This window comes from Acinetobacter sp. TW_SC_4 (assembly GCF_054861205.1).
Genome location: NZ_CM142174.1, coordinates 2,989,292 through 3,004,437, shown reverse-complemented (window position 1 = coordinate 3,004,437; position 15,146 = coordinate 2,989,292). Strand labels below are relative to the sequence as shown.

The 15,146-nt window shown below is 43.8% G+C and carries 14 protein-coding genes and 2 tRNA genes; 9 read left to right on the top strand and 7 right to left on the bottom strand.

Features of this window, described 5'->3' with window-relative positions:
- Positions 1–46 precede the first annotated feature (46 nt).
- Entirely contained in the window at positions 47–514 is a 468-nt protein-coding gene (locus ACWM1W_RS14680) for an HIT family protein (protein WP_005232633.1), read from the top strand.
- 74 nt (positions 515–588) lie between these two features.
- On the opposite strand, the gene uvrA is transcribed toward ACWM1W_RS14680, so the two are convergent.
- Together uvrA and tenA are read right to left on the bottom strand one after the other, a co-directional pair.
- Complete coding sequence (gene uvrA, locus ACWM1W_RS14675; RefSeq protein ID WP_005232631.1) at positions 589–3,420, bottom strand: excinuclease ABC subunit UvrA; 2,832 nt, start codon at positions 3,418–3,420, stop codon at positions 589–591.
- Positions 3,421–3,713: 293 nt separating this feature from the next.
- A complete protein-coding gene (gene tenA / locus ACWM1W_RS14670) occupies positions 3,714–4,385 on the bottom strand; it encodes a thiaminase II (RefSeq protein ID WP_005232629.1) in 672 nt (223 codons plus the stop codon).
- Positions 4,386–4,607: 222 nt separating this feature from the next.
- On the opposite strand from tenA, the gene ACWM1W_RS14665 reads away from it, so the two are divergent.
- The 3 genes from ACWM1W_RS14665 (at position 4,608) to ssb (ending at position 7,854) form a co-directional block, all read left to right on the top strand.
- Positions 4,608–5,699: a DUF475 domain-containing protein gene (locus ACWM1W_RS14665; protein WP_005232627.1), complete on the top strand. Its 1,092-nt coding sequence runs from the start codon at positions 4,608–4,610 to the stop codon at positions 5,697–5,699.
- Positions 5,700–5,853: 154 nt separating this feature from the next.
- The gene (locus tag ACWM1W_RS14660) at positions 5,854–7,218 is read left to right on the top strand and encodes an MFS transporter (protein ID WP_005232626.1); all 1,365 of its coding nucleotides are present in this window, start codon (positions 5,854–5,856) and stop codon (positions 7,216–7,218) included.
- A 51-nt stretch (positions 7,219–7,269) separates the two neighbouring features.
- Positions 7,270–7,854 (top strand): single-stranded DNA-binding protein, encoded by a 585-nt coding sequence (gene ssb / locus ACWM1W_RS14655; RefSeq protein ID WP_005232624.1) that lies wholly within the window; start codon positions 7,270–7,272, stop codon positions 7,852–7,854.
- A 69-nt stretch (positions 7,855–7,923) separates the two neighbouring features.
- On the opposite strand, the gene ACWM1W_RS14650 is transcribed toward ssb, so the two are convergent.
- Complete coding sequence (locus ACWM1W_RS14650; protein WP_005232622.1) at positions 7,924–8,388, bottom strand: hotdog fold domain-containing protein; 465 nt, start codon at positions 8,386–8,388, stop codon at positions 7,924–7,926.
- Between the two features lie 138 nt (positions 8,389–8,526).
- Between ACWM1W_RS14650 and ACWM1W_RS14645 the strand changes: the two genes are divergently transcribed.
- The 5 genes from ACWM1W_RS14645 to ACWM1W_RS14625 all read left to right on the top strand — a co-directional run bounded on the left by ACWM1W_RS14645 (position 8,527) and on the right by ACWM1W_RS14625 (position 13,575).
- Positions 8,527–9,171 (top strand): TetR/AcrR family transcriptional regulator, encoded by a 645-nt coding sequence (locus ACWM1W_RS14645; protein ID WP_005232620.1) that lies wholly within the window; start codon positions 8,527–8,529, stop codon positions 9,169–9,171.
- Between the two features lie 151 nt (positions 9,172–9,322).
- Entirely contained in the window at positions 9,323–9,886 is a 564-nt protein-coding gene (ahpC, locus tag ACWM1W_RS14640) for an alkyl hydroperoxide reductase subunit C (RefSeq protein ID WP_005232609.1), read from the top strand.
- Between the two features lie 246 nt (positions 9,887–10,132).
- Complete coding sequence (locus ACWM1W_RS14635; protein WP_005232608.1) at positions 10,133–11,011, top strand: pirin family protein; 879 nt, start codon at positions 10,133–10,135, stop codon at positions 11,009–11,011.
- 413 nt (positions 11,012–11,424) lie between these two features.
- Positions 11,425–12,732, top strand: a complete 1,308-nt coding sequence (locus ACWM1W_RS14630) for an FAD-dependent oxidoreductase (RefSeq protein ID WP_004781572.1) — start codon at positions 11,425–11,427, stop codon at positions 12,730–12,732.
- 3 nt (positions 12,733–12,735) lie between these two features.
- The gene (locus ACWM1W_RS14625; protein WP_005232607.1) at positions 12,736–13,575 is read left to right on the top strand and encodes an SAM-dependent methyltransferase; all 840 of its coding nucleotides are present in this window, start codon (positions 12,736–12,738) and stop codon (positions 13,573–13,575) included.
- 75 nt (positions 13,576–13,650) lie between these two features.
- Here the strand turns inward: ACWM1W_RS14625 and ACWM1W_RS14620 are convergent.
- The 4 genes from ACWM1W_RS14620 to ACWM1W_RS14605 all read right to left on the bottom strand — a co-directional run bounded on the left by ACWM1W_RS14620 (position 13,651) and on the right by ACWM1W_RS14605 (position 15,091).
- Positions 13,651–13,726: transfer RNA gene (locus ACWM1W_RS14620), tRNA-Thr, on the bottom strand.
- 205 nt (positions 13,727–13,931) lie between these two features.
- Complete coding sequence (locus tag ACWM1W_RS14615; protein WP_004781576.1) at positions 13,932–14,159, bottom strand: hypothetical protein; 228 nt, start codon at positions 14,157–14,159, stop codon at positions 13,932–13,934.
- Between the two features lie 435 nt (positions 14,160–14,594).
- The gene (locus ACWM1W_RS14610; protein ID WP_004781578.1) at positions 14,595–14,795 is read right to left on the bottom strand and encodes a hypothetical protein; all 201 of its coding nucleotides are present in this window, start codon (positions 14,793–14,795) and stop codon (positions 14,595–14,597) included.
- Between the two features lie 205 nt (positions 14,796–15,000).
- Positions 15,001–15,091: transfer RNA gene (locus tag ACWM1W_RS14605), tRNA-Ser, on the bottom strand.
- Between the last annotated feature and the right edge of the window lie 55 nt (positions 15,092–15,146).

Here is a 15,146-nt window from a genome sequence, read left to right as displayed (position 1 = left end):
TTTCACTGAAATTTTTAAAAAATATAAAAATTTAGGGGATCTTAAAATGAGTAAAAATTGTATTTTCTGTCAAATGGTAAAAGGGGAATTGCCATGTCATTTAATCGATGAAAATGATGATTTTATGGCGTTTCTTACTATATTTCCCAATACATTAGGCGCAAGCGTAGTGATTCCAAAACAGCATTATTCCAGCTATGCCTTTGAACTGAGTGACCAGGTGCTGAAAAATCTGGTTTTATATACCAAGCAGGTAGCCCTAAAATTGGATCGTTATTTTGATGACGTTGGCCGAACAGCAATGGGGTTCGAGGGATTTGGTGTCGATCATGTGCATGCAAAGCTATTTCCAATACATCAGACTAAAAATACCCATGAAAACTGGCAGCCAATTAATTCTTCGATTGATAAGTATTTTGATGCTTATGAGGGCTATATTTCATCACATGATGGTCGAAGGGCGGATGATCAAACGCTGGCACAATTGGCTGCAAATATTCGCTCAATCGCATAGTCAAAAATAAAAGCCCCTCTTTTTAAAAGAGGAGCTCTCCCTCCTTTGAAAAAGGAGGGTTGGGGAGGATTAAATTATTTTAATAATGGCTTTAAGAATTTCCCGGTATGTGAGGCTTTGACTTTCACGACCTGTTCAGGCGTACCTTCCGCGACAATCATACCGCCACCCGACCCACCTTCAGGGCCTAAGTCCACGACCCAGTCGGCAGTTTTAATCACGTCCAGGTTATGCTCAATCACCACGATGGTATTGCCCTTGTCACGGAGCTGATGCAAGATATCCAGCAGTTTGGCAATATCATGAAAATGTAGACCTGTGGTCGGTTCATCCAGAATATACAGGGTTTGACCGGTATCGCGTTTAGCCAGTTCACGCGCCAGCTTGACACGCTGCGCTTCACCGCCAGAAAGAGTGGTCGCTGACTGACCCAGACGGATATAGCCCAGACCAACCTGATGCAAAGTTTCCAGACGACGATGAATCACTGGAATCGCATCAAAGAAATGCATGGCATCTTCAACGGTCATCTGTAATACATCGGAAATATTCTTACCTTTGTAGTTCACTTCCAGCGTTTCACGGTTATAACGCTTGCCATGACAGGCGTCACACGGCACATACATATCCGGCAGAAAGTGCATCGCTACCTTGATCATGCCATCACCTTCACAGGCCTCACAGCGTCCGCCTTTCACGTTAAACGAGAAACGGCCAGCGGTATAACCACGCGCTTTGGCTTCCGTAGTCTGTGAAAACAGTTCACGAATTGGAGTAAACAAACCGGTATAAGTTGCTGGGTTCGAACGTGGCGTACGACCAATCGGGCTCTGGTCAATATCAACCACTTTATCCAGAAATTGCAGACCATCAATTGAATCAAACTTCTCGGCAGTCAGCGTGGTTGCACCATTCAGCTGAGTCGCTGCCAGTGGCAACAGAGTCCGGTTAATCAACGTAGATTTGCCAGAACCTGAAACACCGGTGACACAAGTCATGATTCCCAATGGAATGGTCAGATCGACTTTCTTCAGGTTATGCCCGGCAGCACCCATCAATTTGATCTGTTCTTCCGGTTTTGGTGGCTGAACCCGTTTTTTCGGTACTTCAATTTTCAGTTTGCCAGACAGATATTTACCCGTCAGGGAATCTTTGTTTTCAGCGAGTTCCTGATAAGTTCCTTCTGCAATCACATGGCCACCATGCACACCGGCACCCGGACCAATATCAATAATATGGTCTGCTGCACGAATGGCATCTTCATCATGTTCGACCACTAAAACAGTATTACCGAGGTCACGTAGACGAATCAGGGTTTGTAACAGGCGATCATTATCACGCTGATGCAGACCAATCGAAGGTTCATCCAGCACATACATCACGCCCATGAGACCAGCACCAATTTGTGAGGCCAGACGGATACGCTGTGCTTCACCACCAGACAGGGTTTCAGCAGAACGGGACAGGCTCAAATAGTTCAGACCGACTGATACCAGAAAGTGCAGGCGTTCACGAATTTCCTTAAAAATCTTGTCCGCAATTTCACCGCGGGCACCTTCCAGATTAATCCCCTGATAATAGCTTTCTGCATCACCAATCGACATGCGGGTAACGTCGGCAATGGTTTTGTCCAGAATTTTCACATTACGCGAGATTTCATTCAGACGTGAACCATCACAAGCATCACAAGCGGCATTGGATAGATACTGCGCCAGATCATCACGGACATAATTACTTTCGGTTTCGCGGTAACGACGTTCCAGATGCGGCAAAATACCTTCAAAGGGCATCACCCGGTTATGACGACGACCACGTTCATCAATATAGCTCAGGTCAATTTTTTCTTTGCCGGTACCGTACAGGAATTTCTTCTTGGTATTGGCATCCAGTTCATTCCAAGGCGTTTCCAGAGAAAAGCCAAAATGCTCAGCTACTTTTTGCAGCATGCCATAATAATATGGACGCTGACGGTCCCAGCCACGAATCGCACCCTGGCTGATGCTGACCTCCTGATTGGGAATCAATTTGTCCGCACTGAAATGGCTACGGGTGCCCAGACCATCACAGACCGGGCAGGCACCGAAGGGATTGTTAAATGAAAACAGGCGTGGCTCCAGTTCAGCCACAGCGCGGTCACATTCCGGACAGGAGTGTTTGGCAGAAAACACGCGATCATCATTTTCGCCTTTCATCCAAGACAAAATCGCGATATCACCACCGAGACGCAGTGCAGTTTCAAAACTTTCTGCAATCCGGTTACCGAGATCATCACGGACCTTAAAGCGGTCAACCACGACTTCAATAGTATGTTTTTTCTTTTTGTCCAACTCGGGTGGCGGATCAATTTCCATGATCTCGCCATCGACACGTGCACGTACAAAGCCTTGGCTTTGCAGTTGTTCAAATAGCGCTGTGTACTCACCCTTACGTTCACGCACGACAGGCGCTAGCAATAACAGTGCAGTACCTTCTTCCAGTTCTTTAACCGCATCGACCATTTCAGTTACGGTCTGTGCCACCATAGGCAGGTCGTGTTCCGGACAGTAAGGTGTACCTACGCGTGCATAGAGCAGACGTAAATAGTCATAGATTTCGGTAATGGTACCTACAGTCGAACGCGGATTATGGCTAGTCGATTTCTGTTCGATAGCAATGGCCGGGCTTAAGCCCTCAATCGAATCAACTTCCGGCTTTTCCATTTGCGAAAGGAATTGACGCGCGTAGGCAGACAGAGATTCTACATAACGGCGTTGACCTTCCGCATATAACGTATCGAATGCCAGTGAGGACTTACCTGAACCAGACAGTCCCGTAATCACCACAAACTTGTCGCGTGGAATATCAAGGTTCACATTTTTCAGGTTGTGGGTACGTGCACCTCGAATACGGATGTGACTTTGGCTCATGCAATGATCCTAGAAAATTCATCAAAAACCTTTATATGATACCGAATGAAAAATGTTCAAGTGCAAATAAAAGTATTTTAAACGTCAAGTTGTGTCGGATATTGGTCAAAAGATCAGTACTAAAGCAACTGGGTAAAAACGTGGAGTGAATTTGCTTTCTTCAAAACGTCTAGTGGGTTAAATTTTATGATGTATACCTACATCGAAATTAGCTTCACTTTTCATCATTTATGGTTTGGCTTAAAAATAAAAAAGCCCTGCATTGGACAGGGCTCAGTGAATAGACACTAAAATTAATCATCCAGACCCGGCCACTGGCGTTGTTCATAAGCACTATCCCAGAACAGCCATTCCAGACGTGCTGCATGGGTATAGGTCTGATGCATTTTTTCCAGAGTATCAGCATCGACCCGCGCTGCCACCCGATCCACAGTGGCAATTACATTGCGTACCGCTGTATGAAAATCTTCACCGGCATAGGTATCAATCCAGGCCTGATACGGATTATTCGGCGCTGCCTTATCGACAATATCCTTACCCACTTCCGCATAGATCCAGAAACATGGCAAAAGGGCAGCCAGAACCACCGGATAACTTTCTGCCCAAGCCGTTGCCTGTAAATAAGAGGTGTAATGATGGCAGGCCAGAGTCAAAGGTGTATTTTCAAATTGGGTTTTGCTGATGCCAAAATCCTGCATAAAGCCATCATGCAGGCTACGTTCGACCACAATGGCAGTTTTAGCGGCTTCACTAAACTGGATCACGTCATCTGCTTCAAAAGCTTTGGCTGCACAGACCGCCAGCGCACGACCATAGGCCAGTAAATAATGCGCATCCTGAATTACATAATGACTAAAAGCTTCACGGTTTAATGTTCCCTGCGCCAGTTGCTGGTTAAAAGGCAGCGCCAATGTCTTTTGATAAAGTCCGAGATTACGTTGCCATACGTCTTGAGAGAAACTCATACTGAAATCCTTAGCAGTTGAAGTCAAAACATCCAGCACTATAGCAAAGATGAATCTGTTTAAAAGATCAGCAAATCTGAAAAGCAGAAAATACCTAAAAATGGTTCAGGAAGTGCTTTGGTTTATGCGGCAAAAGTTTCATAATTGGGACAACTTTTAGTCTTAGTATTTCTCTACGTTTAAAGAAATGCATTTAATGAAATTTATCTAAGGTCGATATATATGTTGAAACATTTTGGTTTCTCAATCGTATTTTCGATCGTGTGCCTTGGTTTGTCTGCTTATTGGGGATTTACCCATGGTCCGGAAGCGGGCCTGCAAACCATGTTCACAGCACTGACCATCACCGCTATTCTGGCGATTATGGAAGTGTCGTTGTCGTTTGATAACGCGGTTGTCAATGCATCCGTCCTGCGCGGTTGGGATCATTTCTGGAAAATGATTTTCCTGACAGTCGGGATTCTGGTTGCAGTTTTCGGGATGCGCCTGATTTTCCCGGTGGTCATTGTGGCCGTGACTGCGGATATGGGCTTTATGGAAGTGGTGCAGCTCGCCTTAAATGCACCAAAAGAATATTCGGCCAAACTGATGGCACATCATGCCGAGATTTCTGCCTTTGGTGGCGCTTTCCTGATGCTGGTATTCCTGAACTTCTTCCTGGATGAAGAAAAAGATACCCACTGGTTCCGCATGCTGGAACGCCGTCTGGCGCATTTGGCGAACGTTCCGGCGATGTCAGTGTTTATTACCCTGATTGCCTTATTAATCATGGATTTCCAGGTTGAAGAAGCGAAACGTCTGGATGTTATTCTGGCTGGGATCTGGGGGATCGTGATTTATATCGGGGTACAGGTCCTAAGCCATATGCTGGGCGGGGAACCGGAAGTAGACGAAGAGGGTAATGCCGTTCGTCACGATGCTGAAGGTGTACCGACTGGCGTGGTAAAAGCTGGCTTTGGTGGTTTTCTTTATCTGGAAGTACTCGATGCATCTTTCAGTTTTGACGGTGTAATCGGTGCCTTCGCGATTACATCTGACGTGGTAATCATCATGTTAGGCTTGGCCATCGGTGCGATGTTCGTGCGTTCGATGACCATTTACCTGGTCGATAAAGGCACGCTGGATGCCTATATCTATCTGGAACATGGCGCGCACTATGCGATTGGTGCTCTGGCATTTATCATGCTGGCAAGCAGTACCGGTGTGCATATTCCTGAAGTGATAACGGGTCTGATCGGTGTAGCTTTCATTATCTGGGCAGTCATTGCTTCGATCCAATATACCAAGCGTCAGTTATTAAAAGCAGGCAAATAGTCCTGTGATCACTGAACAGAAGCGTAGCTCCGTCTACGCTTTTTTATTTTTCAGATAGTCCTTATCTTTATTTCAAATAAAATTCATGCATTCCTTTGAGCGGAATGGCCTATAATCTGCGCATCAAGATTAACTAACTCGATCGCCAGACTTTATGATGAATGCCTTAGAACGTCGCTCGACCTTTGCCCTGAGCAGTATTTTCGCACTGCGCATGCTGGGGTTGTTTATGATCATCCCTGTATTCTCTGTAGCAGGGCAGTCATATAAATATGCTACGCCGGCATTGATTGGTCTAGCGGTGGGGATTTATGGCCTGACACAGGCCATTTTGCAGATTCCGTTTAGCCTGATTGCAGACCGCTATAGCCGTAAGCCACTGGTGGTTTTGGGCTTACTACTATTCGCTCTAGGTGGCGCAATTGCAGCGATGTCTGACACTATTTATGGTGTGATCATCGGTCGTGCGATTGCGGGTGGTGGAGCAGTTTCAGCGGTGGTAATGGCCTTATTGGCTGATGTGACCCGTGAAGAAAACCGCATGAAAGCCATGGCGGTGATGGGCATGAGTATCGGCCTGTCCTTTGTGGTAGCCTTTACCATGGGGCCATGGGTGACAGGACTGGTCGGCATTTCTGGTCTGTTCTGGGTGACCACAGTGATGGGATTGGCCGCGATTGCGATGTTGTTGATGGTCCCTAAAGTTACCCGTCATCATAAAAATTTTCAGCAGGGCTATCTGGAGCAGCTAAAACAGGTCCTGAAAATGGGGGACCTGAACCGTCTGCATATCTCGGTATTTACCCTGCATTTGCTACTTACAGCGATGTTTATTTATGTGCCATCGCAACTGATTGAAGTTGCTGAACTGCCATTATCGAGTCATGGTTGGGTCTATCTGCCGCTGCTGGTCGTGAGTCTGTTCTTTGCTTTTCCGAGCATTGTACTGGCAGAGAAATACCGCAAGATGCGCAGCATTTTCCTGACAGCGATTGGCGGTATTATTCTGGGTCTGTTGATCATGATTTTTGGCTTTGAATCCAAATATGTGCTGATCGGTGGATTAGGGCTGTTCTTTATTGCCTTTAACGTCATGGAAGCTTTACTGCCATCTTGGCTATCTAAGGCAGCACCAATTCAATCCAAAGCCACTGCGATGGGCGTGAATGCCAGTAGTCAGTTCCTGGGCGCATTCTTTGGCGGGATTATCGGTGGACAATTGTTGTTACTCAACAACACTTCGCTCGGTTGGAGTATTTTATCGGCAATTGCTATAATTTGGCTGCTCGTGAGTTTTGGGTTGGCTCAACCACGCTATCTTTCATCGCTTGTGCTTCGTCTGCCAGAGAGTAAACAAACAGATGAATGGACTTCTCAACTTTTAGCGATTCGTGGTATTGAAGAGGTTGTGGTCATGTCTGAACAGCAAGTCGCCTTTGTCAAGGTCGATAAACAGCAGGTTGATGATGTTTCGCGACAACAATTAACGCACTTGTTAGGTAAAGAGGTAGCCATTTAAACATAACTCTTATAAAGTAAAATATAGAAATAAATAGGAAGTGTACGTCTGATGCGTGGTGTTAATAAGGTCATTTTAGTTGGTACTTTAGGTCGAGATCCTGAGACCAAAACTTTCCCAAATGGTGGTTCTCTCACTCAATTCTCTATCGCAACCAGCGATTCATGGACTGATAAAAATACGGGCGAACGTAAAGAGCAAACCGAATGGCACCGTATTGTGCTGCATAACCGTTTAGGTGAAATTGCACAGCAATATCTGCGCAAAGGTTCTAAAGTTTATATCGAAGGTTCATTACGTACCCGTCAATGGACAGATCAAAGCGGTCAAGAACGCTACACAACGGAAATCCGTGGTGAGCAAATGCAAATGCTGGATTCTGGTCGTCCACAAGGCGAGCAAGGCGATAACGGTTTTAACCAGCCACGTTTTAATAACAATAACCAGGGTGGCGGTTATGGCAATAATCCACAAGGTAGTTATGGCTCAGCGCCTCAGCAAGGCGGTTTTAATAATAATCAGGGCAGTGGTTATGGCAACAATAACCAAAATAACCAGGGTGGTTATGCGCCGAAGTCTGCACCTGCTCCAGTAGCAGCACCGGCAGCCGATCTGGATGATGATCTTCCGTTTTAATCCCGATATTAGAAAGGTAAATCATCAAAAAAACCCGCCATTTGGCGGGTTTTTCATATCTGGGTTCTTCTATTTTTTCACTGAAACCCACATCGTGATCACCGCCCGGAACACGACTTCTTCTGCAATATCTTTAATTTCTACATTGACCAGATAATCGCTGCCTTCGTTCCATATAAAGTTAGGCTCGGCGGGTGTTACAATCGCAACTAGGTCAGTGGTGGCTTTTTTGACATATTCGACCTGCATACCCTTGGGAATCCAGCGATGGGTCTTTGGAACGGTTGCATCGGTCATGGTGCCGCCTGCCAGTTCAGCCATATTGCACATGGCAATCGCGTGTACAGTGCCTAAATGATTCAGCACAGCACGATGTTTCTTAATGCTCACTGCGCAATATCCAGGCTTTAAATCTTCAAACAATGGAGAAATACTGCCGAAATAAGGTGCTTTTAGACAAAGTAATTTAGAAAAAAGATACTTACCGGCTGGCTTATTTTCTAAGCTGTTCCAGATTTTTAGGGCTTGGCTCATCTATAACTTCCTGTATATTATTTTTAATCAGAATAATATTCTCATACAGAATATTATTCTGTATTGGCGCATCTGACAAAAACCAGACATCAGGCTGCCAGCCTGCTTTTAAAAATAGAGAGGATTTAAATATTAAAAATGCAAAACATGGAATTGCTGGAAAGGATTCTTAAGGGAAGACGGGCTTTACTCAAACGTCAGATTCTGGAATGCGCATTGACAGAATTTCTGCGTACCGGTGTTGCTGCGACTACGATTGAAATGATCCGTGATCAGGCCGATACCAGTATTGGGGCGATCTACCATCATTTTAAAAACAAGGAGGGGATCATTGCGGCACTATATATTGCAGCACTTACGGATCAGTCGAAGCAGCGTTTACAGGCTTTGTCGCAAGTTCAGGGTATTGAACAAGGCATACAGGCGGTGATTCAGAGTTATATCGATTGGGTCGTAGCGTATCCTGATTTTGCCCGCTTTCTTTATGCTGCGCATCATACAGTTCAAAGCAGTGACTTTAAAAAGGAGTTACAGCAGTCGAATCAGCAGCGCAATCAAGACTTAAAACAATGGTTGGCTCAACAGATAGATGCCAATCAATTACAAGCTGTTCCCTTGGAACTGCTTATGTCACTGATCATTGGACCCACTGAAAGTTATTGCCGGAGCTGGTTATCTGGTCGAGTTCAAACCTCTCCCAAACATTATGCAGCAGCCTTAGCAAAATCGGCCTGGAAATCTATACAGCATTTTCAAGAAAGTGAATTCGCCAAAATTGATTAAACAAATTAGAAAGATAAAAATACAAGGAATTATAAATCTAAAAAACCGATAGTTTTTATTAAAAGTTACGGTTTTACCTATTGATAGTTTTTGCGTATTCTTAACTACATCAAATGAACACACACTTTCACGAATAGATAGGAATAGACTTATGAGTTTAATCAATACTGAAGTTAAGCCATTCAACGCAACTGCTTACCACAATGGCCAATTTATTGAAGTGTCTGAGCAAGACATGAAAGGCAAATGGTCTGTAGTATTCTTCTATCCTGCTGACTTCACATTTGTTTGTCCAACAGAATTAGGCGATCTTGCTGATCAGTATGCTGAATTCCAGAAACTGGGCGTAGAAATCTACTCAGTATCTACAGACACGCACTTCACGCACAAAGCTTGGCATGATACGTCTGACGTGATTGGTAAAATCCAGTACCCAATGATCGGCGATCCAACCTGGACTTTGGCGAAAAACTTTGAAGTGCTGATTGAAGCTGATGGTCTGGCGGATCGTGGTACTTTCGTGATCGATCCAGACGGTAAAATCCAGATCGTTGAAATCAACGCGGGTGGTATCGGTCGTGACGCGCAAGAACTGCTTCGTAAAGTAAAAGCGGCTCAATATGTACACGCTCACCCAGGTGAAGTATGTCCTGCAAAATGGAAAGAAGGTGAAGCGACCCTTGCTCCTTCAATCGACCTGGTCGGTAAAATCTAATTCGATAACACGTTATCGAAGTTGAAAAAACCCAGCTCTCAGCGCTGGGTTTTTTATTGTCTACTGCCCATGACTACTTAAATTAACGTCTTATGAGCAAAGCTAAAGTTATAAGTAGCTACACAGAAATCTAAGAGTCGAATCGTCTTATAATTGAAATACTGCATTCTAGAAGTACGGTATTGATGACTGCTGATAAAGCTTAAAATGGCTACATGTTCATCCTATTGCGTATAGGAGTAAAAGATGAAAAAAGTCATTGGTGTTTACCGTAATCAAAACATGCACTGGGTCGGTGACGGCTTCCCGGTGAAAAACCTGTTTTCTTATGATCGTCTGGGGCAGGCTATTAGTCCATTTTTGTTGCTGGATTATGCAGCGCCGTATCACTTTGCATCAACTACTGAGCAGCATGGCGTAGGTTCACATCCGCATCGTGGCTTTGAAACTGTAACCTTGGCTTATCAGGGTGCAGTGACCCACCAGGACTCCAGTGGTGGTGGCGGTACGATACAGACCGGTGATGTACAGTGGATGACAGCAGGTGCCGGAGTGGTGCATGAAGAATTTCATTCTCCAGATTTTTCTCAAAAGGGCGGCCTGTTTGAAATGGTTCAACTCTGGGTCAATTTGCCAGCTAAAGACAAAATGACCGCGCCACGTTATCAGGCCATTACTGCAGCTGAGATTCCACGGATTGAAATGGATGAAGGTGCAGGATATATCCGGGTGATTGCCGGAGAATTCGGAGGTCATCATGGCCCTGCGCATACCTTTAGTCCGGTAAATGTCTGGGACGGCGAGCTAAAAGCGGAGTATGAAACTACGTTGCATGTACCTCTCGGACATAATGCTTTGCTGGTTGTACTGGCGGGTGAGCTGATGGTAAATGGCAGTCAAAAAGTACTGGATAGCTCTATTGTCATGTTTGCGCGCGATGATGATCCTGAAATTCAGCTACAGGCCGATCAGGACGCTAAATTTCTGCTCTTGACCGGTGAGCCGCTGAATGAACCGATTCAAGGTTATGGCCCATTTGTGATGAATACAAAGGAAGAAATTATTCAGGCATTTCAAGATTTTAATCAGGGTAAATTTGGTGAAATCGCGGTACAGGCCGAATAATACAGTCAGTCTGAAAACAAAGAAGCCTCTGCACAAGCAGAGGCTTTTTTTCTAATGCGCTGGAATTTCTTGTCGTTTTTACGAGTTTCTGGGATAAATTCATTTTGTTTATCTCTATGAATTTATCTCTTTCTTGTACTGCATATTATAGAGTGTTTTGCGGTCTTTGTAAACCGATTATTAAAAAATTGGTTAATTAAATCATTTGTTTTTTAAAGATTTATTTTGAAATATTTAAATATGATGAAGGTTTAAGTCACTCTATATAAAGGCGTTCTTTGCTATTCAAAAAATGTAATTTATTTGTAAAGTTACGTTAACTCAGACTTACGAAAAAAAAGTATTCTGGAAGATTTTAATAACCTATTTGCCGAAAGCATGGTTCATAATTTCTTTTAGTTTTTCAATGACGGATGATCAGATTGGATATCGCAGTAATTGGTAGTGGCATGGCTGGACTGGCTACTGCCAGAATTCTTCAGGACGCAGGACATCGCATTACTATTTTTGAAGCGCTTCAAGGTCGTGGCATGGACAGTCATAGTCTCGAATTTGAAGGAGGCCTCATTGACGCACCTTTACGTGTGATGAATCCTTATCTGTGGAAAAATACCTTAAGTCTGGCGACTCATCTGGGCATTAAAACTTACCCGGTACGTACTTATATGGCCTGTAGCTGGCTGTTTGAAGACCGGGTAGAAACCTGGCTAACCACGTCACGTAGCCGGATTGGCAATATTCCGATTATCAATAACCGCAAAGGCATCCAGCAATATGGCTGGCGTCTGGTCAAAGGTTTGTTACAGCTCAAAACAGCCTTGGCAAAATTCTTTAAATCTAAAAATCAGGACATTAGCCTAGCAGAATTTATCAATCGTAACGAGATTGAAGAAGTGTTCTGGCATGGTGCAGTGATGCCGGTGCTGTATACCATTTGTACCTGTAACCCGAAAACCATTGGTGAATGGCCAGCCAAACCTTTATTGATTTTCCTGCGTCAGCTAACGGATGGTGATGCCTTGTTACGTATGCAGGGTGGAACTCCAGCTTTGGTAGACAAACTGATTGAAGGCATTCACATTGAAAGTGGTGTGCCGATCGTATCGGTGAAAGAGCAGGGTGACAAAGTACTGGTAGAAAATGCAGCCGGCTTGTCGAAAACTTTTGATCGTGTCGTGGTTGCGACACCAACCAATCATATTGATGAATTCCTGGATCATGAGCAGTTTGGCCGTGATATAGAGCTGTTAAAGAAATTCAAATTCGAACAGGGCGAATTGGTCATTCACCGTGATAGCAGCGTGATGCCTCCAAAGCGTAAGGACTGGGCTGTACTCAGCTATATGATGGATCGCAAGTTTACCCGTCAGCAATTTACGGTTTGGCTGAATGCGGTTGAACCGAGTCTGGTGGGTAAATCTCCGGTATTCCAGACCTGGCGTCCTGTGACTGAGATTGATCCGAAAAAAGTGATTTCCTCAGTGACCTTGACCCGTGCGGTAGTGGATGCCAATACTATCGCTCTCAATAAAGAATTACAGCATCGTCATCTGGAAATGAACCGTAAAGTCTTCTACTGCGGTTCGTGGTCGTCGGACGGTTTGCCAATCCTGGAATCTGCAGTGACATCTGCTATGAAAATTGCCGCAATTATGGGGGCACCGTTGCCATTTGAAGGGCTTAAACCTAAGATCGAGGTAGCACCCCAACTCGGTTATTGATTGATGCAATGGTTTCAGGCACTTCGTCAGCGTCTTCCTCAACACAAATATGCAATTGATGCATCGTTGCTGGGAGACCAGTCGCAGTTGCCCTGGAGCAATCTGGGTTATTGGCAGGCAGGGCAGCAGGATTATGTAGCTGCCTGTCGAACTTTGGCTGACCATCTGGCAGAAACGGTTGGTTTAAATTCAAAAGACAAATTGCTGGATCTGGGCTGTGGCCAAGGTGCCAGCCTGTTGCACTGGCAACAACACTATCAGGTGCAATATCTGGCCGGTGTGGAACTTCAGCCAGCTTGTGTGGCGAATATTCAACAGCATTTACCTGATCTCAATGCCATCTATCCGGCTTCTTTCCTGCGTTTAAACGACATGCATTTTTCCCAGCGCTTTGATGTGGTGCTGTGTCTGGATGCTGCCTATCATAGTCCCGTTCCCGAACTTCTCGAACAGGTATGCAGTGTATTGAACGCCAATGCACGGATTGGCTTTCATCATCTGATCTTGTCTGAAAAATGGAACAGCTTGAATGCGCTGCAAAAGCGTAAATATCAGTTTTTGCTGAAATCCGCCGATGTCGATTTAAAAAACCTGATGTCGAAAAATGAGCTTTATCATTGTCTGGAAAATTCTGAATTCAAGAATATTCAGGTTGAAGATCTGTCCGAAGCGGTATTTTCAGGTTTTGCTAATTATGTAAATCAGCATTTAAATTCAAAGAACTTGAAACAAAAAGGCAAAGGACTGGATCAGTTTAAAATCCGGATGACGGCAAAGCTTTGCCAGAAGTTATATCAGGAGGGGATTGTAAAATATGTGCAGGTGACAGCACAGGCGATCTAAAGACTAGAGACAAGCTAGATAAAAATACCAAGCCCAGAAACATCAAAGCCTCACTAAAAAGCGAGGCTAAGAAAATGGTGCCGGCACACGGATTCGAACTGTGGACCTACTGATTACAAGTCAGTTGCTCTACCAACTGAGCTATGCCGGCGTTGTGGAGTGCATTTTACAGATTTTTCTTAAGGGCGCAAGCCAAAAAATAACCGTTCAATCTTATAACCATTTTTTTAATGCTGATCATTGAATCATCTTCACTCAGGCATCTACATTTAAATCATGAAATTGCCCACATCGGTGATATGGGCAAGGGTAAAGGACTGATATTTAAAATCTATTATGAATAAGTTAAAAGGGAATTATCTGCTTTTGAGTATCCGATCCAGGTCTTGTGCGCATTCCTCTAAAGTAAAGGCCATATCAAACTGCATTTGAGGTTTGAGTTCTTGAGCGAGACTTCTCCACTGTTCAATTAGTTTTAGGGCTTTTTGAATCTTATGTTTGTTGACGTCTTTGGCAATTGTCGGGGTATAACCACCGCGTTTGGCATTTTTTATCTGTTTCATGTAGTTTGCGCTGTTATTCATGTCCACTCTCCGAATAGCAGTGTTTCCACTTTTTTCTAACCCAAATAAGGAAGGCTCAAGCAATAACGTTTTCTATCTTTTGGTTTTTATTCTCCTTTTATCCTGTTTTGATTCCACCATAACATAGCGATGATGACAATTAAATTAAGCTATTTTTATGCCAGTTTTTGTCTCCATCATATAAATAAACTAAAAGAAGAACATAAAGTTAAGAAAGTAATAAAAATGGATATATCATGGTTTTATCCAAAGAATTTATTTAAATATATCCCAGCCTATATCTTCACATCTTTAAATCTGTAAAAAAAAACAAGCAATACTCATCTCAAAAATAACCAGTAAAATGAATTATCCTTTTTTAATTCATCTGTCCAAGATGCTTACTTTTAGGGTTTTAGACTATAAAAAAAGCCCAATATAAAATTGGGCTAGGGCTTAAGGCTCAACTTCTAGCGGATCACCATCTTCAGGACGAAGATGACGTGTGCCATCATCTGCAGGATCTACACTTGATCCATCCTTAGTGATCGGATTGTACATTTCGTCCTCTTTTTTATCGTCAGTGAACTCTTCATCTTCGAAATCTAGAGGCTCATTATCATCATCAAAATTTAGGGGCTTTTCATCATCTTTCATAGCGATCCATCATTTTTTACCAAGATAAGATCATGCTCGAATATTCCTCAGTGTCATTCAACAGCCATCCGGCATCATTTATGTAACTTGTATTGTTATTCTTTTATTTTTAACGCATCACCTCATAATTTAGGCAACAAAAAAGGCTCAAATCCTTTAGATTTAAGCCTTCGTTTACAACATGTGATTACATGTTTATGAATCTTGGCGGTGAGAGAGGGATTCGAACCCTCGATACGCTATAAACGTATACACACTTTCCAGGCGTGCTCCTTCAGCCACTCGGACACCTCACCATGGCCGTGGATGATATAGAAAAAAAGCCAGTCTGCCAAGCTTGAAACAATTGAT